Consider the following 23,044-nt stretch of genomic DNA (forward strand, 5'->3'; position numbering starts at 1 on the left):
CGCGCACAGGCAGCGCACCGCCCGGCCGGCCGCGCGGCGGCGCGCGGGGACGGGCCAAGGCCCATCGACTGCGCCGCCGGGGGCATCATGGGGGTATGCCTGGCACAGACGACACGGACCCCACGAAGCAGCTCGCCATCACGCTGGTCGACGCCTATGTCCGCAAGGACCGCGACCTGCTGGACCGCACCGTGGCCGAGATCGGCGACAGCACCGACACGGCCATCTCCGAGCTCAAGGTTTTCGGCTCCTTCCTCTCCCGGCGGGTGCAGGAGACCGGTGTGGTCTGGAAGCCGGCCGACTCCCGCGAGGCCGTCGCCTCCACCGTGGCCGACATGCTCGCTCCCGAGGTGGAGTTCGCGGTGATCACGGCGTGGGAGGCCCACTCGGTCGGTGAGGAGGAAGCTGCCGAGCACTTCACCAACGGCGACCCCGCCGTCTATCTGCACATGCTGTCGGCGTTCGCGGCGGCCATCGGCCAGGCCGTCTACAAGCCCGCCGAGCTGATCTCGACCCTGCGCATCGCCACCGGCGGCGAGGAGTAGGGGCAGGGGGCCGGGATGGTCGCTTGAGGTCTCGCGCCGGGGGTGTCCCTGAGGACACTTTCGGCGCCGAAAGTGTCCTCAGGGACACCCCCGGCGAAGCCGCCGCGGTCACCGGTGGATGCGCGTGAGCCCGCGGTCGCCGAGGTCCGCGAAGAGTTGGACAGTACGCTGCCGACCGATCAGCCCAACATGGAGGAGGCGGCGTGACACGCATCGGAATCACCGGGCACTCCGACCTCTCGGCCGACAGCGTGCCGATGGTGGACCGCGCTCTGGCCGCTGCCTTGGCGCAATACGCCGGAGCCGACCTCGTGGGTGTGTCGTGCCTGGCTCGGGGCGCCGATCAGATCTTCGCCGAGGCGGTTTTGGAAGCTGGCGGGCGGTTGGAGGTCGTCCTGCCCTCGGTCGACTACCGGGAAGCCAAGGTCAAACCGGACAATCTCGACGCTTTCGACGGCCTGCTGATGCGTTCGGCGACAGTCCGCTACATGCCCTACCGCACCGCCGGCCGTGCCGCTTACGAAGACGCCAATGAGACGGTCCTCAGCGGTATCGATCGGCTGTTCGCCGTGTGGGACGGCAATCCCTCGGGCGGCCAAGGGGGAACGGGCGATGCTGTCGAGGCCGCACGCGGCCGGAGGGTGCCGGTCGAGGTGGTCTGGCCGGACGGCGCGCGGCGCGGGTGACCGCTGGAGAGATCCGGGTCGGTCCCGGGGATGCCCCGATCCCGACTGTTCGGCCGCATGCTCGGCGCGAGGGTGCCCCCGAACCGGCGGGTCGTGGCCGGTCGGACGGGTCCGGGAGTGGCTCACGGATCCTCCTTGACGGAGAATCTGCGGTCCGCGCTCACCGGTGCGGTCTGCGTCGGGGTGAAGGGAAGGCTGCCGGCGCGAAGGCTCCGCAGTGCACGGTCGGCCCACTCTTCGGGAACGCCTTCCAGGATCAGCCAAGCGCGGACCGTCGTGTAGTCGGCCGCGAACCGGGGCGGCTCGCCGGGCTCGTCCGAGCGGGGGCGCAGGCGCCCCGCGGTGAATTCCTCGCGGCAGCCGCCGGGGTCGCGCTCGACGGCGAGCGCGTCGTAGAGGACGATCGACGACGCGGCGCCGGCGGAACTGAAGCGGGCGATGATCATGCCGCCGCCCTCCGTACCGGTCCGAGCCCGGACACACGGGCGTCGAGCGGGAGAACGGGCAAGACGCCTCCGGACCGGCGCGTGGGCAGGTGGGAGGTCGCGTAGGTTTCGGCGATCCGGCGCGGTGCCGCGTGCAGCCCGCGCGCCGGTCGGGTGAGCCGGGCGAGCAGGGCGATCGGGGCCATCAATCCCAGTAGGATCGACATCGTTCTCAGCTCCTCGTTAGCTGGGGACCACGCCCCCGGACGTTGCTGCGTCGCGGGGGTCTTTCACGTCTCATGCTGCTTGAGTCCACTTGGCATTCCTAGTTAGTGAAGACTTTCTGCATCGATACGGTTTCGCCTGCATGTCCGTGCATAGAGTTGCTACATGAAAGCAAACGGTCTCAAGGAGAATCTGGCGAAACTGCGTGAACTGGCGGGATTGACGCAGAAGCAACTTGCGACGCGAGTCGGGGCGTCTGCATCTTCCGTGTCACGTTGGGAATCGGGGACAGTCGCACCCAAGCGTGGGGACGTCGAGCGGCTTGATGAGACGCTGAACGCCGGTGGGCAGCTCATGCGCGAGTGGGAGCGGGAGGCATCCGGGTCGCAGCTCCCGCCGTGGATGCGTGACACCGTACGGCTGGAGCAGGAGGCGACCTCGATCGACTATGTCTCTCCTGTACTCGTGCCCGGCCTCCTGCAGTCGCCGTCGTATTCGGCAATCGTGATCGCTGGTGCGCAGCCGATAACCGACCAGGGCACGATCGACCGTCTCGTCCGGCTTCGATGCAGGCGGTATGCAGAGCTGCGGAACTACAACAACCCCCGCGTCTCGGCGGTGTTCCCCCATACGGCGCTGACCGCTTTTCCTGAGTGTGTCCGCAAAGAACAGACGGGACAACTGGTGGAAATGTGCGAATCCGGACGACTTTCCGTGCACCTGGTCCCCGAGGGGGCGTTCCTATGGGGTGTCACTTCTCCCATGGCGCTCTATCGCCTCCGAGGTGGGGGAGTGACTGCATCGAGCGATCACATGTCCGGTAACTTCTTGCACGGCGGTGCGGACGACTGGGAGAGGCTCGGCGAGGTGGCGAAGCACGCCTTCGCCGCAGCCTTGCCGTCCGACCAGTCCCGGAAGCTTTTGGAGGATCTCACGTGAGCGACACGGCTTGGCACAAGAGCAGCTACAGCGATACGGGTGGTCACTGCGTCGAGGTCGCCGAGGGCGCCCAGGCCCTGGTGCGCGATACCGAGCATCGGGAGCACGGCCACCTCGTGTTCCCCGCGCAGGAGTGGCAGGCCTTCCTTGCAGGTATCGAGGACTTCTAGGTCGGTGATGGGGGGTACCGAGGGGCCTGCGGCTGGGGAGGCACCCCCGGGAACCGTGTGGGGCCGGTCGCCACCGAGGTTGCGGCGATGGGGCCGTGTGCGCTCGGCGGCAAGCCGGCTTGCTCGCGGGGCGAGCTGTGCCCCACTGCCGCAGCCTCTGGGGTGACCGCCTCCAGGCGTTCCCGGAGGGTTCCTCGGGAGCTCGTTCTTGACATAAACAGCTCTCGTGTAAAGAGTGTGGGTGACGTCTCCGGTAGATCCGCAAGGAGTGCACTCCTCTATGGCACAGTCGCCCCCCACCGCCGGCGCACCGCCCGACATCTCCGACATCGACCTGTCGGACAACGAGTTCTGGAAGCGGCCGCTGGAGGAGCGCCACGCCGCCTTCGCCCGACTGCGCAGCCACCCCCCGCAGTTCTTCGCCGAGCCCGACATGGGCCCGCTCCCTCCCGGCCCCGGCTACTATGCGCTGGTCACCCACGCCGACGTCGCCGAGGCCAGCCGCGAGCCCGGCGTATTCGCTTCCGAACCCAGCGCCATCTCCATCCCGGACATGCCCGCGGACTTCTCCGAGTACTTCGGCTCGCTGATCAACCTCGACGACCCGCGCCACGCCCGGCTGCGCCGCGTCGTCTCCCGCGGTTTCACCCCCCGCATGCTCGCCCGCCTGCAGGAGGACGTGGAGCGCCACGCCGCCGGCATCGCCGACGACCTCCGCACGACCGGCCCGTGCGACTTCGTCTCCCACGTGGCCGCCCGGCTGCCGCTGGTGGTCATCTGCGAGATGATGGGCATCCCCGAGGAACGGCACCGGGAAGTCCTGGAGAACTCCAACGTCGTGCTGGCCGGCAACGACCCGGACTACCTCGGCGACGACGCCGAAACCGCGATGACCCGCCTGCTGGAGGCCGGGGAGAACCTCTCCGGCCTGCTGGCGGAACTGGCCGCACAGCGCCGCGCCGAACCCACCCCCGACCTCACCTCCGCGCTCGTCAACGCCAACGTCGACGGCGAGTCGCTGACCGACCAGGAACTGGGCTCGTTCTTCATCCTGCTGGCCGTGGCCGGCAACGAGACCACGCGCAACGCCATCAGCCACGGCCTGCGGTTGCTCACCGAGAACCCCCGCCAGCGCGACCTGCTGTGGTCGGACTTCGACACCCACGCCCCCGGGGCCGTCGAGGAGATCGTCCGCCACGCCTCGCCGGTGATCTGGATGCGGCGCACCGTCACCCGCGATTACGAGATGAACGGGCGCACCTTCCGCGCGGGTGACAAGACGGTCCTCTACTACGCCTCGGCCAACCGCGACTCCTCCGTCTTCGACGACCCCGACACCTTCGACATCACCCGCAAACCCAACCCGCACCTGGGCTTCGGCGGCCCCGGACCGCATTTCTGCCTGGGCGCCCACCTCGCCCGGCGCGAAGTCACGGTGATGCTGCGCGAACTGCACCGGAGCGTGCCCACCGTCCGCGCCGCGGCCCCGCCGAAGCGGCTGGCGTCGAACTTCGTCAACGGGATCAAGTCGATGCCCTGCGAATTCTGAGAACGCACGGATGCGCCGCGCCGACCGTGCCCCCGCAACGGGCGCGATCGGGGACGCACCGTGGCAGCATGAGGCGTGCGCGCGCCGTCGGGCCACGCGGATGTGCGGGCGGCGGCGCGCCGGCGCCGCCGAACCGCACTGCGGCGGTTCCTTCACACCGGCCGTGATCGTGCGTATGTTCCCTACCGCCCGGGGGACCGCGAGTGGACGGGAGAACACCGATGGCACCGACCCGCACCCGACGACCGCGAGCCGCAGTCGCGGCGGGCGCCGCCCTGACCCTCCTCGCCGCCGCATGCGGCGGAGGAAGCGGCGACGGCGGCGCCATGCTCGACGTCTGGATCATGCAGGGCACCCACCCCGACGCCACCGCCTACTTCGACGGCATCGGCGAGCGTTTCCGCGAACAGACCGGCGCCGACGTCGACGTGGAATTCGTGCCCTGGGCCGACGCCCACGACAAGTTCACCACCGCCATCGCCGGAAACACCATGCCCGACGTCGCCGAGGTCGGCACCACCTGGACCCCGGAGTTCGCCGAAGCGGGCGCGCTGGCCGACCTCTCCGGCCGCGTCGGCTCGACCGACGCCTACGTGCCCGGACTCGTCGACGCCGGCGCACTCGACGGCGGCCTCTACGGGGTCCCGTGGTACGCCGGGGTGCGCTCGGTCGTCTACCGCACCGACGTGTTCGACGACCTGGGCATCGAACAGCCCACCACCTGGGAGGAGATGCGCGAGGCCGCCGTCGCCGTCTCCGGGGAGCGCGCGGACATGACGGCGTTCCCGGTCCCCGGCGACGCCGCCTACCAGGCGCTGCCCTTCGTGTGGGGCAACGGCGCCGACGTCGCCTCCTCGTCCGGAGGGCGCTGGGAATCGGGCCTGGACTCCGCCGCGGCGCGCGAAGGGCTCTCCTTCTACACCGGCCTCGCCCTCCGGGACGGCGTCTCCAGCGCCGGCGCCGGCACGTGGAAGGAGACCGACCTGCAGGACGCCTTCATCTCCGGCGACGTCGCCATGATGATCGCCGGCAGTTGGACGCCCGAGGCCATCGTGGAGGCCGCCCCCGACCTGGACGGCGACATCGGCGCTTTCCCCGTCCCCGGCCCCGACGGCGGCTACAGCCCCTCCTTCCTCGGGGGTTCGCACCTGGCCGTCTCCAACGCCGCCGACGACCCCGACCTGGCCTGGTCCTACGTCGAGACCCTGACCGCCGACGACAACGCCCGCCGCTGGTCGGAGGCCACCACCTACTTCCCCGGCAAGCAGGAGCAGTTGGAGCCCTACACCGCATCCGAGGACCCGCTTGTGCAGCCCTTCGCCGAGCAGATGAGCGAAGCCGGGCGCGGCCTGCCCGCCACCGCGAACTTCGGCAAGGTGCAGGGCGATATGGTGCTGGAAGCCATGCTGCAGGACATCCTCAACGAGGAGGCCACGGTGGACGAGGCCACCGCCCGCGCCGCGGGCGAGGTCGAAAGCATCCTCAACGAAGGCTCCTGAACGCGTGGCCGACCCCCGCACCGCCAGGCCGGCGGGCGCGCCGGCGGACCCGGGGCCCGCGCCGCGGGCCGGCGGCGCACGGACCGGCCCGCGCCGCCCCCGCCTCAGCGCCCGCACCCGGCGCCGCTGGCTGCCCTGGACCCTGCTCGCCCCCGCCCTGGCGGTCATCGCGACCCTGCTGCTGGCGCCGCTGGCGCGTGTGGTGTGGCTGTCGGTGCAGGACTACGGCCTCGACAACGTCGTATCGGGACGCAGCGACTACATCGGGCTGGACAATTACGCGGACCTGCTCACCGACCGCTACCTGTGGACCGTCGCGCTGCCCAACACCGCGGTCTTCGCCCTGGTCGCCGTGGCCGGAACGGTCGCCTTCGGCACCCTGGTCGCGCTGCTGCTCAACACCCTCGCCAGGCCCGCCCGCACCGCCGTGCTCGGCTGCATCCTCATCGCCTGGGCGATGCCCGCGGTCTCGGGCACCTACGTGTGGATCTGGATCTTCGACGTCGACGACGGTCCGGTGCGGCACGTCTTGCAGGCCGTCGGCGCTGTGGGGCCCGGCGGGTTCAACTGGTTCGCGGAGCGGTCGGCGTTCTACGCCATCGCCGCACTCAACGTCATCCACCACGGGTTCCCGTTCGTGGCGGTGACCGTGCTCGCCGGACTGCTGACCGTCCCGCGCGAGCTGAACGAGGCCGCGCTGCTGGACGGCGCCGGCGCCTGGCAGCGGTTCCGCCATGTCACCGTGCCCATCCTGCGCCCCGTCTTCGCCGTGGTCACCGTCCTCTCCACCATCTGGGACTTCAAGGTGTTCGCGCAGGTCTACCTGATGCCCGGCGGATCGGGCGGCAACCGCGACGTGCTCAACCTCGGGGTGTGGTCTTACGTGCGCTCGTTCGCCAACCAGTCCTACGGGCTGGGGTCGGCCGTCGCCGTCCTGCTCACCCTGATGCTGCTGGCCATCACCGTCGGCTACGTGCGCACGCTCTTCCGCGACGAGGAGCTGCGGTGAGCGCCGCCTGCCGCCGCGTTCCCCGCATCCGCCGCGCCCGCCGCGCCCGCCGGGCCCGCCGAGCGGCGCTGCGTGCGCTGGCGGTGGCCGGCGTGCTGGCCTTCACCCTGTTCCCCGCCTACTTCATGCTCGTCAGCGCGCTGTCGCAGGGACCGTCCTCGGGCGCCGACGCGCTGCTGCCCACCTCGATCACCCTGGACAACTTCCGCTTCGTGCTGGCCGAAGCCGGATTCCTGCGCTACCTGGCCAATTCGCTGGCCGTCGCCGGACTCACGGTCGCCGGAAGCGGCGTGCTGGCGCTGCTGGCCGCGGTCGCGGTGGCCCGGTTCCGGTTCCGGTTGCGCACCACCGTGCTCGTCATGGTGCTGATCGTGCAGATGGTGCCGCTGGAGGCACTGGTCATCCCGCTGTTCCTGCAGGTGCGCGACCTGCAGCTGCTCAACTCGCTGCTGGGCCTGGCCGCCGTCTACATCGCCCTGGCCCTGCCGTTCGCGGTGTGGATGCTGCGGGGATTCGCCGCCGCCGTGCCCGCCGAAGTCGAAGAGGCCGCCTACATCGACGGGTGCTCGTGGGGGCGGATGTTCTGGTCCGTGCTGCTGCCGCTGGTGGCCCCCGGACTGGTGGCCACCTCCGTCTTCTCCTTCATCACCGCCTGGAACGAATTCATCCTGGCGCTGACCTTCATGAACGATTCGGACCAGTACACCGTCGCCGTCGGGCTGCGCCAGTTCTTCGGCCAGTACACCACCGACTGGGGGTCGGTCATGGCCGCATCCACCGTGATCACCCTGCCCGTGATGGTGTTCTTCCTGCTCGTGCAGCGCGGCCTGGTCGCCGGACTCACCCGCGGGGCGGTCAGGTGACCGCAGCGCCCGCCGCGGCCCCGCCTTGACCGCCCGCTCCGGTTTCGCAAAGGTGGCGGTCGAGGACACCCGGGACGTGCCGCACGAAGGGGCGAGATGGACGCCGAGTCGACCGAGCACCCGATCGAACCCGAGGCCCCCTGGCCCCGAAGCCCCACCACCGTGCAGATCCGCTGCAACTCCTGCATGCAGCTGCGGTACTTCGCCGACCGCCACGCCGACCACCTCGGCGAATACAGTCCGGGACCGCACTGCAAAACCTGCGGCAAACCGATCGAGTTCCGCTGCGTGGTCTGCAGCGCCCAGTGGCGGCCGCTGTGACGGCCCCGCCGGGGGCCGCCGCAGCGGGCGGCGCCGCCCGCCGGCGGGGGAGCGGCACCGGCGCGCCGCCCCTGCCCACGGCGGCGGCCGGGCCGCACGCGTCGATCAGCGCAGCTCGCGCTTGAGGATCTTGCCGGTCGCCGTCATCGGCAGGCTCTCGCGGAATTCGATCAGCCGCGGATACTTGTAGGCGGCCAGCTGCTCCTTGGCCCACCCCGTGAGCTGCTCCTCGGTCAGCGACGAACCCTCTTCGCGGATGATGTAGGCCTTGATCTCCTCGCCGTGCGACTCGTGCTCGACGCCCACCACCGCGGCGAGACTGACGTCGGGGTGCGTCATCAGCACCTCTTCCAGTTCCCGCGGATAGACGTTGTAGCCGCCCCGGATGATCATGTCCTTGGAGCGGTCGACGATGAAGTAGAAGCCCTCGTCGTCGCGGCGCGCGATGTCGCCGGTGCGGAACCACCCCTCGTGGAACACCTGCGCGTTGGCGTCGGGGCGGCCGTGGTAGCCCTTCATCACGCAGTGGCCGCGCACCGCGATCTCCCCCGGGCCCTCGCCCTCGACCTCGTTGAACTCGCTGTCGACCAGCTTCATCTCGACGCCCCAGATGGGGCGGCCGATCGAACCTGCCTTGGACTTGACCTTGGGGTTGTTGAAGGAGACCACCGGCGAGGTCTCGGAGAGCCCGTAGCCCTCCAGCACCTCCATGCCGAACTGCTCCTTCATGTTGCGCTGCACCTCCCCGGGAAGCGCACTGCCGCCCGAGACCGCGGTGCCGAGGTTGGCGGTGATGGCGGCCATGTCGTGGTCGCCCTTGGCCCCCAGCAGGCCCCAGTACATGGTGGGCACGCCCGCGAAGACGGTCACGCCTTCCTTCTCCATCAGCGACAGCGCCTCGTCGGGCTCGAAGCGCGGCTGCAGCACGAGCGTGGCGTGCCGGTACAGGCCGCAGTTCAGCATCGTCGTCTGGCCGAAGATGTGGAACAGCGGCAGCACCGTCAGGTAGACGTCGTGGTCGGACCGCTCGAACAGCGAATCGGAGGCGACCGCGTTGAACAGCAGGTTCATGTGCGACAGCTCGGCGCCCTTCGGCGATCCGGTGGTGCCGCTGGTGTAGATGAGAACGGCGGTGTCGTCGGCCTCGGTCTGGACCGTGGAGAACGACCCGCTGGTGCCCGCCAGCGCCGACCACAGGGTCTCGGCGCCGTCGATCTCGGACTCCGTGGCGCCCGGCGTGCCCGGCAGGTCGATGTAGGTTTCGCAGGAGTCGGTGGCGTTGAAGGCGGCGAACGCCCGCTCGCCCAGCGGCATGTCCGGGGTTCCGGTGAAGGCGAACAGCGCCTTGGCCCCCGAGTCCTCCAGGTGGAAGGCGATCTCGCGGGAGGTCAGCAGCACGTTGAGCGGAACGACCACCGCTCCGGCTTTGAGCGCGCCGAAGTACACGAACGGGAAATAGGGCGTGTTCGGGCTGGCCAGGGCGACGCGGTCGCCGCGTTTCACGCCACGCGCGGTGAGCAGTTCGGCCACCTGGTTGGCGATCGTGTTCGCGGTGGCGTAGTCGACTCGCAGTTCACCGAACACCAGGCAGTCGCGCTCAGGGTTCGTCCGGGCGCCGTCTTCGAGTAGTGCGGCGAGGTTGAGCATCGCGCCTCCAGCTGTGCGACGTGGTTTCGGTCACCTTTCTACCGCACAGTAACCCGGTTTCCGCTGGTGGGGGTAGCGGATCCGGCGGGGGGTCTCAGCTCCCTTCGCGCATCAGCGTCACGCTCGCCTGCTGGGTCTGCGACTCGCTGATCCCGATCTCCGAAACCCGCCAGGACTCCCCGCCGGCCTCCAGGTGATCGCCCAGCGTGAGCGTGTGCTCGGCGGGCGGGCCCTCCGGAGGCAGCGCCGTGATCACCACGGTCGGCTCCGACCCGTCCTCGTAGCCGGTCAGCTCCAGCTCGACCGGGTCGTCGGTGTCCTCGGCCGCCACCGAGGCCGAGGCGCCTTCCAGCAGTTGGACGCGATCGTTGTCCACACCCAGAACGGGGGCGGAACTGCTCGGCGCGGGATCGGCCGCGCCTTCGGCACAGGCGGCGGCCCCCGCCAGTAGAGCACCCGCCGCAGCGGCGGCGAGCACGGTCCGGCGGGTACGTAGGGCGGCGTCGAACACGGTCATCTTCGGCGGGTCTCCACGGATTCGGGGGATGGCGGCGCGCACGGCACGCACCGGTGGGGCGGCGGCAGCGGGGTCGGCTCTGCGCAGTACAGGCGCGGCCGTCAGGGAAGGGAGGGACGGAAACGGGGAGGCCCTCCGCCCCCATTCTCCCATCGCCGCGGCGATCAGGGTGCCGCGGACCGTTCCCTCGGCGGCCTCCGCGGTTAGCAGGCCCCGACGAAGCGCAACCACGCCCCCCGAGGAGCCGCCATGTCCGTATGGATCTGGGCCGCCGCGATCCTGATCCTGGCGACCGCCGGTTTCGCGATCGGGTGCCTGGTGCAGTGGTCCGCCCAACCGCGCGCCTGCTTCCGGGGCGGCCTCGCCGACCCTCGGCGCCGCCGCTTCCCCCGGCACCAGCGCGGACGCCGCGCGGCCCGCGCCCACGCCCCCCGAGACACTCCCGACGACGCCCCCGCCGACGAACCCGCAGACGGCAGCACCCGCAGGAGCCGCGACCGCTAGGACATGTCCGTCGCTCCCCGACAACCGGCCTCCGCCACCGCGAACGAACAGGAGCGCTCCGCCAGCCGTTCGGTACGGGGCCGGCCGGGAGGCCGCCGCGGTAGGCGCGGGGCCGACACCGGCGCGCAGCCGGGCGCACGCCGCGCCCGGGACGGGACCCGCCACCCCGGGCCCCGCGCTGCCGTCGGGCCGCAGACCGCGCCGGTCGGGGCGCGGATGCGGCCTGCGGCGTCCGGGACCGCCCCGAACCGCGCTAACCTTGGGGCACGGACCCGGCTGGCAGCCCGCCGCGGTGGCGCCGACCCCCGAGGGCATGCGGCGACGACGCCGCACCCCCAGCCGCCACCTGCCCTCAAGTGCGACCGGTTAGAGGACGATCCAGCGATGACAGCGGTAGACGGAGACCAGGCGACGAGCGACTCCTACGACGCCCGCGCACTCCAGGAGAAGTGGCAGGCGCGATGGGCGGCGGAGAACCCCTTCGCGGCCAGCGAGGACCCGGCCGACACCCGTCCGCGCCGCTTCGTGGTCGACATGTTCGCCTATCCCTCCGGCGACCTCCACATGGGCCACGCCGAAGCCTTCGCCATCGGCGACGTCATCGCGCGCTACCGGTTCCAGCTCGGCGAGAACGTCCTGCACCCCATCGGCTGGGACTCCTTCGGCCTTCCCGCGGAGAACGCCGCCATCAAGAACGGCACCCACCCCGCCGAATGGACCTACGCCAACATCGAGACCCAGGCGGAGTCCTTCAAGCGCTACGGGATCTCGGTTGACTGGTCGCGCCGACTGCACACCAGCGACCCCGAGTACTACCGCTGGAACCAGTGGATGTTCCTGCGGTTCTTCGAACGCGGCCTCGCCTACCGCAAGGAGGGCCTGGTCAACTGGTGCCCCCAGGACCAGACGGTGCTCGCCAACGAGCAGGTCGTACAGGGGCGCTGCGAACGGTGCGGAACCGAGGTCGTGCGCCGCAGCCTGAACCAGTGGTACTTCCGCATCACCGACTACGCCGAGCGGCTCCTGCAGGACATGGACCAGCTGGAGAACGGCAACTGGCCCGACGACGTGCTGTCCATGCAGCGCAACTGGATCGGCCGCTCCACCGGCGCCGACGTCGCCTTCACGATCGAAGGCCGCGACGCACCCGTCACCGTCTTCACCACCCGCCCCGACACCCTCTACGGCGCCACCTTCTTCGTCGTCGCCGCCGACGCCGAACTCGCCGACGAGCTGTGCACGCCGGAACACCGGGCCGACTTCGACGCCTACAAGGAGCGGGTCGCCCGCCTCAGCGACATCGAGCGCCAGTCGACCGAGCGCGAGAAGACCGGCGTGTTCCTCGGCCGCTACGCGATCAACCCCGTCAACGGCGAGCGCATCCCCGTCTGGGCCGCCGACTACGTCCTGGCCGAGTACGGCCACGGCGCCATCATGGCCGTACCCGCCCACGACCAGCGCGACCTCGACTTCGCCCTCGAATTCGGCCTGCCCGTGCGCGAAGTCGTCGAGACCGGCGAAGGCGACCCCGCCGAGACCGGGACGGCCACACCCGGCGAAGGCCGACTGATGAACTCCGGACCGCTGGACGGCCTGCCCAAGGGCGAAGCGATCGACCGCATCATCGAGGTCCTCCACGAGCGCGGCACCGGCACCGCCTCCGTCAACTACCGCCTGCGCGACTGGCTGCTGTCGCGCCAGCGGTTCTGGGGCACGCCGATCCCGATCATCCACTGCCCCGCCTGCGGCGAAGTCCCCGTCCCCGACGACCAGCTGCCGATGAAGCTGCCCGACGACCTCAAGGGCGCCGACCTGGCGCCCAAGGGCGTCTCCCCGCTGGCCGCGGCCGCCGACTGGGTCAACGCCGAATGCCCCGCGTGCGGCGGTCCCGCCGAACGCGACACCGACACGATGGACACCTTCGTCGACTCCTCCTGGTACTACCTGCGCTACTGCTCCCCGCACGTCGACGACGCCCCCTTCGACGTCGACAAGGTTGCCTACTGGGGCGCCGTCGACCAGTACATCGGCGGCAAGGAGCACGCCACGCTGCACCTGCTCTACGCCCGCTTCTTCGTGAAGGTCCTCTACGACATGGGCCTGATCGGCTTCGACGAGCCCTTCCGCCGCCTGCTGAACCAGGGCCAGGTCGTCAACGGCGGCAGGGCCATGTCGAAGTCGCTGGGCAACGGCGTCGACCTCGGTGAGGAGATCGAGAAGTACGGCGTCGACGCCGTCCGGCTGACCATGCTCTTCGCCGGTCCGCCCGAGGACGACATCGACTGGGCCGACGTGTCGCCGGCCGCCTCCCTGAAGTTCCTGAACCGCGCCTTCCGGGTCATGGTCGAGGCCGGTGCCGCCACCGAACCCGGAACCGACCCCGCCGACGGCGACGTGGCGCTGCGCAAGGCCACCCACCAGGCGCTGGACAAGATCTCCGCCGCCGTCGAGTCGCACCGGTTCAACGTCGCCGTCGCGCGCCTGATGGAGCTGGTCACCGCCGCCCGCAAGGCGGTCGACTCCGGCCCCGGCGCGCAGGACCCCGCCGTGCGGGAGGCCGCCGAAGCCATCGCGGTCACCCTGTCGCTGTTCGCACCCTACGCCGCCGAAGAGGGCTGGGAACGCCTCGGCCGCACCGGATCGGTCGCCATCGGCAACTGGCGCACCCCCGTCCCGGAACTGCTGACGCAGGAAGCGGTCACGTGTGTCGTCCAGGTCTCCAGCAAGGTCCGTGACAAGCTGCAGGTCGCTCCCGACATCGGGGACGACGAGCTGGAGCGCCTGGCGCTCGCCTCGGAGAAGGTGCAGAGCTTCATCGGCGGCAAGGAGGTCCGCAGGGTCGTGGTCAAGGCGCCGAAGCTGGTCAACGTCGTGGTGGCCTGAGCCATGAACCGGATCGGGAGCGCCTCGGGCATTCCCGGCGCCGACCGGGCTGGCTCGCCGCGGCGGGTGTGGATCGCCGCGGCAGCAGGAGCGGTCCTGCTCGTCGCCGCAGGGGTCACCGCCGGCCTGCTGTGGGGGCGCGGTGCGCCGGCCGTCCGCGCCGACGAGGCCGACACCTACGCCGCCGCCCCCGCCTGTTCGGCGTTGCCCCGCGAGGACGTCCGCGAACTCGTACCCGAGGCCGCGCTCGAAACCAGTGAACACGGCCCGGTGGACGACGCCGACAGCTCCACCTGCGTGTGGACCTCCGTCGGTACCGACGGCCCGCCGCGCTCGCTCCACGTCGACTTCACCGCCCATTTCACCGACAAGGCCGGCGACGTCAGCGGAGCCCGCGCCGCCGACCGACGGCTGGAGCAGCTGGCCCCCATCGGCGGCCTCGAAGGCGCCGCCCCCCTCCCCGAGCTGGGTGAGGGAGCGCTGGCGTGGCCGGGTACCTCCGACGGCACCTCGGCCGAAGTCGTCTTCCGCCGCGACAACATGCTCATCCAGGTGTTCTACGGCGGCGACGCCGACGGGGGCGGCGGAATGGACTACGACGAAGCCCGCGGCAGCGCCGTCGGCGTCGCCGAACAGGTGGCCGCCTCGCTCTAGGCGCACCGGCGCCCGCGGCCCGAATGCGGCACCGCAGGCGGTGCCCGCCGGGATCCGGGTAGTAGCGTGGCCGACCGCGCTTTCCGCGCCGGGGTGCGCACCGGCGCCGAGTACCACCAGGACAGGGAGACACCCATGCCCCAGCACCGTTCGGACGGTCCCGGCCCGGGGCCGGACGAATCGCCCGGGGGATCCGACGCCGGGCCGCCGGGGGAGAACGCGGACGGGCACGAGGCACCGAGGGAGCGGCCGTCGGCGCCGTTCGACGTCGGAGGGGCGCGGCGGCCCGTGCCGCTCGACGCCATGCCGCCCGACCCCGTCCCCGCGAAACCGGCGAACAACCGCGGATGCGCGGTCGCAGCCGTCACCGCGGCCGCGGTCGTGATGCTGCTCGTGGTCGGCGCGGGGGCGTGGGCGATCGTGGCGCTCGCAGCGCCGGACGGCGACTACGAGGCGGCCCCCGACTGCTCGGTGGCCCCGGACGAGGTCCTGGACGGCCTCGTACCCGCGCGCGAGACGGAGCTGAACCAGCGGATCGAGGATTTCGACCCCGAGCGCCGCGACGGCTACGAATGCCGCTGGGCCACCTCGCAGACTGCCGCCCAGGTGCCCGCCGCCGCCCGCTTGGTCCTCGTCCGCCACGCCGGCGCCGACGGCACCCCGGGGACGGAGGCCGCCTCCGCCGCGCTGCGCGCGGCGGTGGAGGGCAAGGACGCCGACAGCGTCGCCGGCATCGGCGACGAGGCCGAAGCCTGGAACGAGACGGTGCGCGGCTTCGACTGGGGCTGTGTAGCGGTGCGGATGTCGAACCTGTACGCCATGTCCTGCCACACCGCCGCCGTCGACTACCAGGCCGGCTCCTCCGTCCCCGACGACGTGGCGCTGTCCAACGCCGAGTCGCTGGCCCGTTCCGTCACCGAGGAGATCGGGTCGGGCGGCTGAAGCCGAGCCTCGGAGAGCCGGGCCCGCGGCCGGTTCCCGGCTCCCGCACGGCGGGCGCCTCCGGGGGAGTTCTCCGGAGGACGCGTCACAGGTCGGCCTGCGACTCCAGGAACCGGTCCAGAGCGGGTTGCACGTCGGGGGAGAAGCGGCGGTCGGCGTCGAGGACCGCGGCGCCGGGCGCGTCGCTGTACATTCGGAACACGTGGTCGGCGCCGTCGAGGTCGACGCGCCGGGCGCCGGGCAGGCCGGTCATGAGGCGGTCGACGGCGGCGGCGGTGATCTGGGAGTCCTCCGTGCCGCGCAGCACCAGTGCGGCGGTCTGCGGAGGCAGGTCGCGGGCCAGTTCCACCGGGTCCATGGTGTCGATCCTGCGCAGGAACGGTACGAACTCGGGGGCCAGGATCCGGTTCACCTCCGATGCCAGGTGCAGCCCGTCCAGGTCCTCGCCGTCGCGGATCCGGGCGATGCCGTAGCGCAGGTCGGACAGGGTCTCCTCGGCCCGCCCGAAGTCCATGGATCCGGCGGCCTCGGCCTGGCGGACCTGCTCGGTGATCTGCCGGTCGACGGTGTCGAGGTAGCGCCGGCCGGGCGGGGCGGCGAGGACGAGCGCCCGGGGCGGATGCGCGTCGACGATCGTGTGTGCGTTCAGCGCGAACAGCGCCCCTTCGCTGTGGCCCACCACCATCAGCCGGGACGGGTCGACCTCGGGCCGGTCGGCGAGGTGGGCGTAGGCGTCGGCGAACTCCTCGGCGAAGACGTCGTAGCCGACCGTCGCGTCGTCGTCGCGTGCGGCCATGCCCGTCTTGCCGCTGCCGAGTTTGTCGTAGCGCAGTGACGCCACCCCGGAGTCGGCCAGTACGCGCGCGAAGTTCTCGTTGGTTCCCGCGTCGGGCCGGGCCGGGTTGTCGCCGTCGCGGTCGGTGGGGCCGCTTCCGGAGACGATCAGCGCGGCGGGCAGGTCCGTGCCGCCGCCGGGCGGCAGCGCGAAGGTGCCGTGGAGGGTGTCGGGTCCGCTCTCGAATGTCACAGGGAGCTGCTGCGGGCGGACGCCCGGCGGTTCGGGGGCGGTCCCGGAGCCGCCGGATCCGTCGCCGGGGGCGCAGCCGGCGGCGAGCAGGACTGTCAGGAGCACGGACGGGGCGGTGGCGCGAAGGGCGGCGCGGACGGGCATGGTCCCACCGTAGTGGCCGGGTCCGCCCCGGGCTGTGGCCGGCGCGGTCGGCGGCGGCCGCGCCGGGGACCTTCGTGCCCGCGGGACCGGGACGCCTCGGCCCGTACACGCTGTGCTGCCGAACCGGTGGCGGCACCGGCCTTTGGTCCCTGGCGCTTCTGCCGCGTTGTGGTCTAGCGCGCCGCGTGTCCAGGCGGCGAAGCGCCGCCGGACGGATCGGGAGCGGGATAACCGTTGAATTCCGAAAACGTGTCGGGCCCGTGATCAGTAAGCCGGATCACGGGCCCGTGCCGAAGCGATTCGAATTCGTTACCGGACGCCGCCGGTGCCTCACACGCGTCGCAGAACGGTGACGACCTTGCCGAGAATGGTGGCGTCGTCACCGAGAATCGGCGTGTAGTCGTCGTTGCGCGGCAGCAGCCACACATGGCCGTCGTCGCGTTTGAAGGTCTTGACCGTGGCCTCGTCGTCCAGCAGTGCAGCGACGATGTCGCCGTTGTCGGCGTCGGGCTGCTGGCGGACGACGACCAGGTCGCCGTCGGTGATGGCGGCATCGACCATCGAGTCGCCGACCACGTTCAGCATGAACAGCCGGCCCTCGCCCACGAGCTGCTTGGGGAGGGTGAGCACGTCCTCGATGGACTCCTCGGCCAGGATCGGGCCGCCGGCGGCGATGCGTCCGACGACCGGAACCGCCGTGGCCCGGGATTCGTCGGCCTCGGGGGTCTCCTCCAAGTGGTCCCACGAGCGGACCGGAGCCTGTCCCGGAATGCGGATTTCGACCGCGCGTGGGCGGTTCTGATCGCGATAGAGATAGCCTTTGCGTTGCAACACCTTCAATTGGTGCGCCACACTGGACGGGCTCGATAGCCCCACCGCGTCGCCGATCTCCCGGATCGACGGTGGATACCCGCGCTGCCGCACGTAACGGTGGATGCAGTTCAACACGCTCTGCTGGCGGGCGGTAAGCTTCGGTGCTCCCTCGGCGCCGTCAGCGGAGTCCTGCGGATCCGCGGGTGGAGCGGCAGTGGACCGGAGTGCGGTGACGGACCCCCCGCCCGCGTGAGGTTCCTGGGTTCCGTGGTTCTCCTCCGGCACGGCCGGCCTCCTCGGGGGTCGGTTGTTCTGGATGCGGCTATCGGTGCAGGCGTCAGGCGGATCCCCCCGACACGTGGGACCGGCCCGTCGATCGATCTTCGCCAGCGGTAGCGCGCGTGCGACCACGTCGAGTGGCAGCGCCGATACCGCAGCGAAACATGTCCAACGCTACTGCGTGCACACGGCAATATCAAACAAACGTTCGAGATGGTGCTGAAAATTTCGCGCGGATGCGGTAGGAATCGAACGTTAGTTCTAATGGACTGGCGTACGAAGGTGAGGGCTGTGTGGCCATGACTCTGTCTGCGTCTCGATCCGCCGCTGCATTCGAATCCCCCGTGGACTGGCCGGACGCACCGGCTCCCGACTCTGCCGCCCGGCCCGGCCGCCGCGGCCGCCGCTCCCGGCTGTGGGTGGTGCCGGCCCAGGCGCCGCCGCCGGCCGACGAGTCCGCCCGCCTCGGCGGAGCGGCAGCGGCCGACACGATCCCGGGCGCGCACAACGGTGCGCTGTTCGACTGGGAGCGGCAGCTTCCGGAGTGGAGCTGCGCCGAATCCGCGGCCGAAGCCGCGGCCGTACCCGCCCAGCCGGCTCCGGACCGCTCCCGGCGACGGCCGGTGCATCCGGACCCCGAGCCCGCCCGGGCGTCCCGCGCCCCGGCCACGGCGCTGGCCGCCGCCGTTCGGGTCTGGAGCGACCGCCTCACCCGCCGCGGGCGCATCGTCGTGGGCACCGCCGCCTCGGTGCTGGCCACCGCCGCGCTGGTGGCGCTGGCCACGGCCGCCGCCACCGCCGGCGCCGCCGCATCCGGCGCGGCCCCCGAATCCGCTCTGCGCGAGGAACCCCCCTCCACCGTCGTCGTCCGCGACGGCGACACGCTCTGGGACATCGCCGAGCGCGTGCGACCCGGCGACGACCCCCGCAGCACCGTGCACAGGATCGTGCGGGTGAACGGTCTCGGCGAGTCCGAGCTCGAACCGGGCCAGGAGCTGGAGATGCCGGACTTCTGACCGGACCCGTACCGGGACCGCCGGCGAACCGGTCGCGCCGGGACAGCCCTGTCGGCCGCCGGCCGAATTCGGGCGCCGCTGTACCGGCGCCGCGGCAGCTGCGCCGGTGCCGCCCTGGAGATATCCCACCGCGCTCTCCACAGCGGCGGTGACGGGTCCCGATGCGCCGTACACGCGCCCCGCGGCCCCGGCCGGGCTCCGGCGTGTACGCGCCCGAGCGGGCGGCGCGGGCGAGTAAGGTACCGACCGGTCGCCGCCGCGTCCGGTGCCGGGAATCCGCCCGGTGCGCCGCCGGTGTGCGCGTCCGCCCCCTTCCCGCCGCCGGCGCGGCCTCTCCGGGCCGGCCCCGCCGCCCCGGAGAGGCCCCGGGCGACCGGATTCCGTGTTCGCGGTCGGCCGTGCTCGGGATGTGGGTCTGGGCACAGGAGTCCGGTCCGGCGGGCGGGAACGCAGGCGGCACGCCCGGCCGCTGCGCGTTTCGCGGGGCCGGTGACCTGCACGGCTTTCCCGCAGCCCGCATAAGGGGCTTGCGTAGTGGGTACGCCGGTCGTAAGTTGACCACAACATCTAGTGCTTGCCTTGGAACACGCAGCCTAGAAATTGTGCTTTAGTGGGTACCTGATCTCCCGTCGCCCCCGCACCGCGGGCGGTTCCGACGGGGGCGGCCACCTCCGCCGTGACGGCGCATCCCGCACATCCGCGGGCGGCGCCGTGCGCTCGCGGACGCCGTGGCCGGAACGAGCCGAACCGATCACGGGGGAGGGACGCCGGCATGCACTGCCCGTTCTGCCGTCACCCGGACACCCGGGTGATCGACAGCCGGTCCACCGAAGACGGTTCGGCCATCCGGCGCCGGAGGTCCTGCCCGCAGTGCGAGCGCCGATTCACCACGCAGGAGACGGTCCTGCTGATGGTGTGCAAGCGCTCGGGCGTGACCGAGCCGTTCTCCCGCACCAAGATCGTCGCCGGGGTGCGACGCGCCTGCCAGGGGCGGCCGGTCACCGAGGACGCGCTGGCGCAGCTGGGCCAGCAGGTCGAGGAGGAGATCCGGTCCCGGGGTGCGGCCGAGGTCCCCGCCCACGAGATCGGGCTGGCGATACTGGGCCCGCTGCGCGAGCTGGACGAGGTGACCTACCTGCACTTCGCCTCGGTCTACCGCGGATTCGAGTCGCTGGCCGACTTCGAGACCGAGATCGCCGAACTGCGGGCGGGGCGGGAGCGCCACGGAGCGCCGTCGGCGCAACCGGAGCAGCCGGCCGAGGCCGACACCGAAGACTGAGAAGACGAGGACCGGGCCGCCGCGGGCGGCCCGGCGAGCACGACGCACCGCATCCAACCGGGTGGAGCGGTGCCTGATCCGGGTACGCGACGAGGAGCAGGGGGAGCGACATGACGGAGACCGCTAGCGGGGCGGCTCGCAAAGGCAAAGACCGGCGCAAGGGGCTGAAGATGGAGCGCATCTTCACGCAGCCGGGCGTCCACCCCTATGACGCGGTCGAGTGGGAGCGCCGGGACGTCGTCATGACCAATTGGCGCGACGGCACGGTCAACTTCGAGCAGCGCGGCGTGGAGTTCCCCGCCGGCTGGACGATGAACGCCACCCAGATCGTCGCCAGCAAGTACTTCCGGGGCGCGATGGGCACCCCCGAGCGCGAGTGGAGCCTCAAACAGCTCGTCGACCGGGTCGCCGGCACCTATACCGGCACCGGAGTGGCCGAGGGCTACTTCGCCTCCGACGAAGACGCCGAGATCTTCGACCACGAGCTCAAGCACGCCCTGATCAACCAGTACTTCAGCTTCAACTCCCCGGTGTGGTTCAACGTCGGCACCTCCTCCAGCCAGCAGGTCTCCGCGTGTTTCATCCTCTCCGTGGACGACACCATGGAGTCGATCCTGGACTGGTACAAGGAAGAGGGGATCATCTTCAAGGGCGGCTCCGGCGCGGGGGTCAACCTCTCGCGGATCCGCTCCAGCAGCGAGCTGCTGACCTCCGGCGGCACCGCCTCCGGTCCGGTTTCGTTCATGCGCGGAGCCGACGCCTCGGCCGGCACCATCAAGTCCGGCGGCGCCACCCGCCGTGCCGCCAAGATGGTCGTGCTCGACGTCGACCACCCCGACATCCGGGAGTTCGTCGAGACCAAGTCGCGTGAGGAGCGCAAGATCCGCGCTCTGCGCGACGCCGGGTTCGACGTCGACCTGGGCGGCGACGACATGTTCAGCGTTCAATACCAGAACGCCAACAACTCCGTCCGGGTGTCCGACGCCTTCATGCGCGCCGTGGACTCCGGCTCCGACTTCGGCCTGACCTCGCGCACCACCGGCGAGGCCGTGGTCACCGTCGACGCCAGGGAGCTGTTCAACGGGATGGCCCGGGCCGCCTGGGAATGCGCCGACCCCGGGGTGCAGTACGACGACACCATCAACGACTGGCACACGACGCCCGAAAGCGGACGTATCAGTGCGAGTAACCCGTGCTCGGAGTACGTCCACCTCGACAACTCCTCCTGCAACCTGGCGTCGATCAACCTGCTGAAGTTCCTCGACGAGAACGACACCTTCGACGTCGACAACTTCGTGAAGCTGACCGAGCTGGTCATCACCGCGATGGACATCTCCATCAGCTTCGCCGACTTCCCCACCGAGAAGATCGGCGAGACCACGCGGGCCTTCCGCCAGTTGGGCATCGGATACGCCAACCTCGGCGCGCTGCTCATGGCCACCGGCCACGCCTACGACTCCGACGGCGGCCGCGCCGTCGCGGGGGCCATCACCTCGCTCATGACCGGCACCGCCTACAAGCGCAGCGCCGAGATGGCCGGCGTGGTCGGCCCGTACGAGGGCTACGCCAAGAACGCCCAAGCCCACAAGCGGGTCGTCCGCAAGCACGCCGCCGCCAACGACGACCTGCGCACCGTCGGAGAGATGGACCGCACCATCTCCTCCGCGGCGACTTCGGCCTGGCAGCAGTGCCTCAAGATCGGAGAGAAGAACGGCTGGCGGAACGCCCAGGCGAGCCTTCTCGCGCCTACCGGAACGATCGGATTCATGCTCGATTGCGACACAACAGGCATCGAGCCCGATTTCTCCCTTGTCAAGTACAAGAAACTGGTCGGCGGCGGGTCGATGCAGATCGTCAACCAGGCGATTCCGCGGGCGCTGCGCAACCTCGGCTACCAGGAGGAGCAGGTCGAGGCGATCGTCGAGTACATCTCCGAGAACGGCCACGTCATCGACGCGCCCGGCCTGCGCCCCGAGCACTACGAGGTCTTCGACTGCGCCATGGGCAAGCGCTACATCAAGCCCATGGGCCACGTGGAGATGATGGGGGCGGTGCAGCCGTTCCTGTCCGGCGCGATCTCCAAGACGGTGAACGTGCCCGAGGAAGCCACCGTCGAGGACTTCGAGCACATCTACTTCCAGGGCTGGAAGCTGGGGCTCAAGGCGCTGGCGGTCTACCGCGACAACTGCAAGGTCGGCCAGCCGCTGTCGACCTCCTCGACCGAGACCGAAAAGGAGACCGAGCCCGCGCCGGAGGTCGTCGAGGTCAACCGGCCGGTGCGGCGGCGCCTGCCCAAGAAGCGCCCGAGCCAGACCGTGTCCTTCTCGGTCGGCGGGGCCGAGGGCTACATCACCGCGGGCTCCTACCCCGACGACGGCCTCGGCGAGGTCTTCATGAAGCTCGGCAAGCAGGGCTCCACGCTCGCCGGCGTCATGGACGCGTTCTCCATCGCCATCTCGATCGCGCTGCAGTACGGGGTCCCGCTGGAGACCTACGTCGACAAGTTCACCAACATGCGCTTCGACCCGGCGGGGATGACCGACGATCCCGACATCCGCATGGCCCAGTCGGTGATCGACTACATCTTCCGCCGCCTGGCGCTGGACCACCTGCCCTATGACGAGCGCGCCGCTCTGGGCGTGCTCTCGGCCGAAGAGCGCCGCGCCCAGGCCAAGGGCGAAGACCCGGCCCAGGTCGCGGCCGAGGTGGAGTCCTACGCCCAGTCGGCTCCGCTGACGCCGGCCGAGCGCGCCGCCGAAGAGGAGGAGCGCACCGGCGGCGGGGAGCCGGGTGAGCAGCGCTCGACCACCGAACTGGTCGAGCGCAGCCAGGGCTTCGTCGCCGACGCGCCGCTGTGCGTCACCTGCGGCACGAAGATGCGGCCGTCGGGCAGCTGCTACGCCTGCGAGGGCTGCGGCTCCACCAGCGGCTGCAGCTGAAACGAGGCGGAGCCGCATCCGATGCAGCGTCCGCTCTAGCGGAGTGACCGCGTAATAGCAGTTCAGAAGGGGGATCCGGCCGCAGCCGGATCCCCCTTCGCCATGGTTCCCCAAGCGCTTGCGGCCCTCCGCGCCCCTTGCAGCATTGAGGCCGTAGATGCGACGGCGG

General features: G+C 70.9%; 22 protein-coding genes. 16 read left to right on the forward strand and 6 right to left on the reverse strand.

Annotation, left to right across the window (positions count from 1 at the left end; translation table 11 throughout):
• The first annotated feature begins 95 nt into the window (after positions 1 to 95).
• Together HNR25_RS20430 and HNR25_RS20435 are read left to right on the forward strand one after the other, a co-directional pair.
• Positions 96 to 545: a hypothetical protein gene (locus HNR25_RS20430; protein ID WP_184637760.1), complete on the forward strand. Its 450-nt coding sequence runs from the start codon at positions 96 to 98 to the stop codon at positions 543 to 545.
• Between the two features lie 203 nt (positions 546 to 748).
• Positions 749 to 1,231 (forward strand): hypothetical protein, encoded by a 483-nt coding sequence (locus tag HNR25_RS20435; protein ID WP_184637762.1) that lies wholly within the window; start codon positions 749 to 751, stop codon positions 1,229 to 1,231.
• Positions 1,232 to 1,353: 122 nt separating this feature from the next.
• On the opposite strand, the gene HNR25_RS20440 is transcribed toward HNR25_RS20435, so the two are convergent.
• Together HNR25_RS20440 and HNR25_RS20445 are read right to left on the reverse strand one after the other, a co-directional pair.
• On the reverse strand, positions 1,354 to 1,677 hold the full coding sequence (locus HNR25_RS20440) for a hypothetical protein (protein ID WP_184637764.1): 324 nt from the start codon (positions 1,675 to 1,677) through the stop codon (positions 1,354 to 1,356).
• Positions 1,674 to 1,883 (reverse strand): hypothetical protein, encoded by a 210-nt coding sequence (locus HNR25_RS20445; RefSeq protein ID WP_184637766.1) that lies wholly within the window; start codon positions 1,881 to 1,883, stop codon positions 1,674 to 1,676. Before HNR25_RS20445 ends, HNR25_RS20440 begins: the two co-directional genes overlap by 4 nt.
• A gap of 163 nt (positions 1,884 to 2,046) precedes the next feature.
• Between HNR25_RS20445 and HNR25_RS20450 the strand changes: the two genes are divergently transcribed.
• The 7 genes from HNR25_RS20450 to HNR25_RS20480 all read left to right on the forward strand — a co-directional run bounded on the left by HNR25_RS20450 (position 2,047) and on the right by HNR25_RS20480 (position 8,231).
• Positions 2,047 to 2,820: a helix-turn-helix domain-containing protein gene (locus HNR25_RS20450; protein WP_184637768.1), complete on the forward strand. Its 774-nt coding sequence runs from the start codon at positions 2,047 to 2,049 to the stop codon at positions 2,818 to 2,820.
• Positions 2,817 to 2,990, forward strand: coding sequence for a DUF397 domain-containing protein (locus HNR25_RS26195; protein WP_184637770.1), 174 nt, complete (start codon positions 2,817 to 2,819; stop codon positions 2,988 to 2,990). The genes HNR25_RS20450 and HNR25_RS26195 overlap by 4 nt, the downstream gene beginning before the upstream one ends.
• 280 nt (positions 2,991 to 3,270) lie before the next feature.
• The gene (locus HNR25_RS20460) at positions 3,271 to 4,539 is read left to right on the forward strand and encodes a cytochrome P450 (RefSeq protein ID WP_184637772.1); all 1,269 of its coding nucleotides are present in this window, start codon (positions 3,271 to 3,273) and stop codon (positions 4,537 to 4,539) included.
• A gap of 221 nt (positions 4,540 to 4,760) precedes the next feature.
• A complete protein-coding gene (locus HNR25_RS20465; RefSeq protein ID WP_184637774.1) occupies positions 4,761 to 6,038 on the forward strand; it encodes a sugar ABC transporter substrate-binding protein in 1,278 nt (425 codons plus the stop codon).
• Positions 6,039 to 6,042: 4 nt separating this feature from the next.
• On the forward strand, positions 6,043 to 7,047 hold the full coding sequence (locus HNR25_RS20470) for a carbohydrate ABC transporter permease (protein WP_376767521.1): 1,005 nt from the start codon (positions 6,043 to 6,045) through the stop codon (positions 7,045 to 7,047).
• Positions 7,048 to 7,172: 125 nt separating this feature from the next.
• Entirely contained in the window at positions 7,173 to 7,910 is a 738-nt protein-coding gene (locus HNR25_RS20475) for a carbohydrate ABC transporter permease (protein WP_184639609.1), read from the forward strand.
• Between the two features lie 96 nt (positions 7,911 to 8,006).
• Positions 8,007 to 8,231: a hypothetical protein gene (locus tag HNR25_RS20480; protein ID WP_184637777.1), complete on the forward strand. Its 225-nt coding sequence runs from the start codon at positions 8,007 to 8,009 to the stop codon at positions 8,229 to 8,231.
• A 105-nt stretch (positions 8,232 to 8,336) separates the two neighbouring features.
• On the opposite strand, the gene HNR25_RS20485 is transcribed toward HNR25_RS20480, so the two are convergent.
• Complete coding sequence (locus HNR25_RS20485) at positions 8,337 to 9,878, reverse strand: long-chain-fatty-acid--CoA ligase (protein ID WP_184637779.1); 1,542 nt, start codon at positions 9,876 to 9,878, stop codon at positions 8,337 to 8,339.
• A gap of 94 nt (positions 9,879 to 9,972) precedes the next feature.
• A complete protein-coding gene (locus HNR25_RS20490; RefSeq protein ID WP_184637781.1) occupies positions 9,973 to 10,395 on the reverse strand; it encodes a DUF6406 domain-containing protein in 423 nt (140 codons plus the stop codon).
• Positions 10,396 to 10,644: 249 nt separating this feature from the next.
• Here HNR25_RS20490 and HNR25_RS20495 point away from each other — a divergent pair, with 249 nt between their 5' ends.
• The 4 genes from HNR25_RS20495 to HNR25_RS20510 all read left to right on the forward strand — a co-directional run bounded on the left by HNR25_RS20495 (position 10,645) and on the right by HNR25_RS20510 (position 15,378).
• Entirely contained in the window at positions 10,645 to 10,899 is a 255-nt protein-coding gene (locus HNR25_RS20495) for a hypothetical protein (protein WP_184637783.1), read from the forward strand.
• Positions 10,900 to 11,283: 384 nt separating this feature from the next.
• Positions 11,284 to 13,782, forward strand: a complete 2,499-nt coding sequence (gene leuS, locus HNR25_RS20500; RefSeq protein WP_184637785.1) for a leucine--tRNA ligase — start codon at positions 11,284 to 11,286, stop codon at positions 13,780 to 13,782.
• 3 nt (positions 13,783 to 13,785) lie between these two features.
• Entirely contained in the window at positions 13,786 to 14,436 is a 651-nt protein-coding gene (locus HNR25_RS20505; protein WP_184637787.1) for a hypothetical protein, read from the forward strand.
• 66 nt (positions 14,437 to 14,502) lie between these two features.
• A complete protein-coding gene (locus HNR25_RS20510) occupies positions 14,503 to 15,378 on the forward strand; it encodes a hypothetical protein (RefSeq protein ID WP_184637789.1) in 876 nt (291 codons plus the stop codon).
• A gap of 85 nt (positions 15,379 to 15,463) precedes the next feature.
• Here HNR25_RS20510 and HNR25_RS20515 read toward each other — a convergent pair whose 3' ends face one another.
• Positions 15,464 to 16,549 carry an alpha/beta hydrolase family protein gene (locus HNR25_RS20515; RefSeq protein WP_184637791.1) on the reverse strand — a complete coding sequence of 362 codons (1,086 nt, stop codon included), beginning with the start codon at positions 16,547 to 16,549 and terminating at the stop codon, positions 15,464 to 15,466.
• Between the two features lie 330 nt (positions 16,550 to 16,879).
• Positions 16,880 to 17,497 carry a transcriptional repressor LexA gene (gene lexA / locus HNR25_RS20520; protein WP_376767553.1) on the reverse strand — a complete coding sequence of 206 codons (618 nt, stop codon included), beginning with the start codon at positions 17,495 to 17,497 and terminating at the stop codon, positions 16,880 to 16,882.
• A gap of 488 nt (positions 17,498 to 17,985) precedes the next feature.
• On the opposite strand from lexA, the gene HNR25_RS25465 reads away from it, so the two are divergent.
• The 3 genes from HNR25_RS25465 to HNR25_RS20535 all read left to right on the forward strand — a co-directional run bounded on the left by HNR25_RS25465 (position 17,986) and on the right by HNR25_RS20535 (position 22,875).
• Positions 17,986 to 18,657, forward strand: coding sequence for a LysM peptidoglycan-binding domain-containing protein (locus tag HNR25_RS25465; protein WP_312862656.1), 672 nt, complete (start codon positions 17,986 to 17,988; stop codon positions 18,655 to 18,657).
• A 772-nt stretch (positions 18,658 to 19,429) separates the two neighbouring features.
• The gene (nrdR, locus tag HNR25_RS20530) at positions 19,430 to 19,936 is read left to right on the forward strand and encodes a transcriptional regulator NrdR (protein ID WP_184637795.1); all 507 of its coding nucleotides are present in this window, start codon (positions 19,430 to 19,432) and stop codon (positions 19,934 to 19,936) included.
• Between the two features lie 110 nt (positions 19,937 to 20,046).
• A complete protein-coding gene (locus HNR25_RS20535; protein ID WP_184637797.1) occupies positions 20,047 to 22,875 on the forward strand; it encodes a vitamin B12-dependent ribonucleotide reductase in 2,829 nt (942 codons plus the stop codon).
• The last annotated feature ends 169 nt before the right edge of the window (positions 22,876 to 23,044 follow it).

It is taken from the genome of Streptomonospora salina, assembly GCF_014204715.1.
GTDB lineage: Bacteria > Actinomycetota > Actinomycetes > Streptosporangiales > Streptosporangiaceae > Streptomonospora > Streptomonospora salina.

Excerpts from the sequence above, each read along its gene's own strand:
- HNR25_RS20495 (WP_184637783.1), top strand. The coding sequence starts at position 10,645 with ATGTCCGTATGGATCTGGGCCGCCGCGATCCTGATCCTGGCGACCGCC.
- HNR25_RS20485 (WP_184637779.1), bottom strand. The coding sequence starts at position 9,878 with ATGCTCAACCTCGCCGCACTACTCGAAGACGGCGCCCGGACGAACCCT.
- HNR25_RS20475 (WP_184639609.1), top strand. The coding sequence starts at position 7,173 with ATGCTCGTCAGCGCGCTGTCGCAGGGACCGTCCTCGGGCGCCGACGCG.
- HNR25_RS20490 (WP_184637781.1), bottom strand. The coding sequence starts at position 10,395 with ATGACCGTGTTCGACGCCGCCCTACGTACCCGCCGGACCGTGCTCGCC.
- HNR25_RS20535 (WP_184637797.1), top strand. The coding sequence starts at position 20,047 with ATGACGGAGACCGCTAGCGGGGCGGCTCGCAAAGGCAAAGACCGGCGC.
- nrdR (WP_184637795.1), top strand. The coding sequence starts at position 19,430 with ATGCACTGCCCGTTCTGCCGTCACCCGGACACCCGGGTGATCGACAGC.
- HNR25_RS20505 (WP_184637787.1), top strand. The coding sequence starts at position 13,786 with ATGAACCGGATCGGGAGCGCCTCGGGCATTCCCGGCGCCGACCGGGCT.
- HNR25_RS20465 (WP_184637774.1), top strand. The coding sequence starts at position 4,761 with ATGGCACCGACCCGCACCCGACGACCGCGAGCCGCAGTCGCGGCGGGC.
- HNR25_RS20450 (WP_184637768.1), top strand. The coding sequence starts at position 2,047 with ATGAAAGCAAACGGTCTCAAGGAGAATCTGGCGAAACTGCGTGAACTG.
- HNR25_RS20480 (WP_184637777.1), top strand. The coding sequence starts at position 8,007 with ATGGACGCCGAGTCGACCGAGCACCCGATCGAACCCGAGGCCCCCTGG.
- leuS (WP_184637785.1), top strand. The coding sequence starts at position 11,284 with ATGACAGCGGTAGACGGAGACCAGGCGACGAGCGACTCCTACGACGCC.
- HNR25_RS20460 (WP_184637772.1), top strand. The coding sequence starts at position 3,271 with ATGGCACAGTCGCCCCCCACCGCCGGCGCACCGCCCGACATCTCCGAC.
- HNR25_RS20440 (WP_184637764.1), bottom strand. The coding sequence starts at position 1,677 with ATGATCATCGCCCGCTTCAGTTCCGCCGGCGCCGCGTCGTCGATCGTC.
- HNR25_RS20430 (WP_184637760.1), top strand. The coding sequence starts at position 96 with ATGCCTGGCACAGACGACACGGACCCCACGAAGCAGCTCGCCATCACG.
- HNR25_RS20515 (WP_184637791.1), bottom strand. The coding sequence starts at position 16,549 with ATGCCCGTCCGCGCCGCCCTTCGCGCCACCGCCCCGTCCGTGCTCCTG.
- HNR25_RS20445 (WP_184637766.1), bottom strand. The coding sequence starts at position 1,883 with ATGTCGATCCTACTGGGATTGATGGCCCCGATCGCCCTGCTCGCCCGG.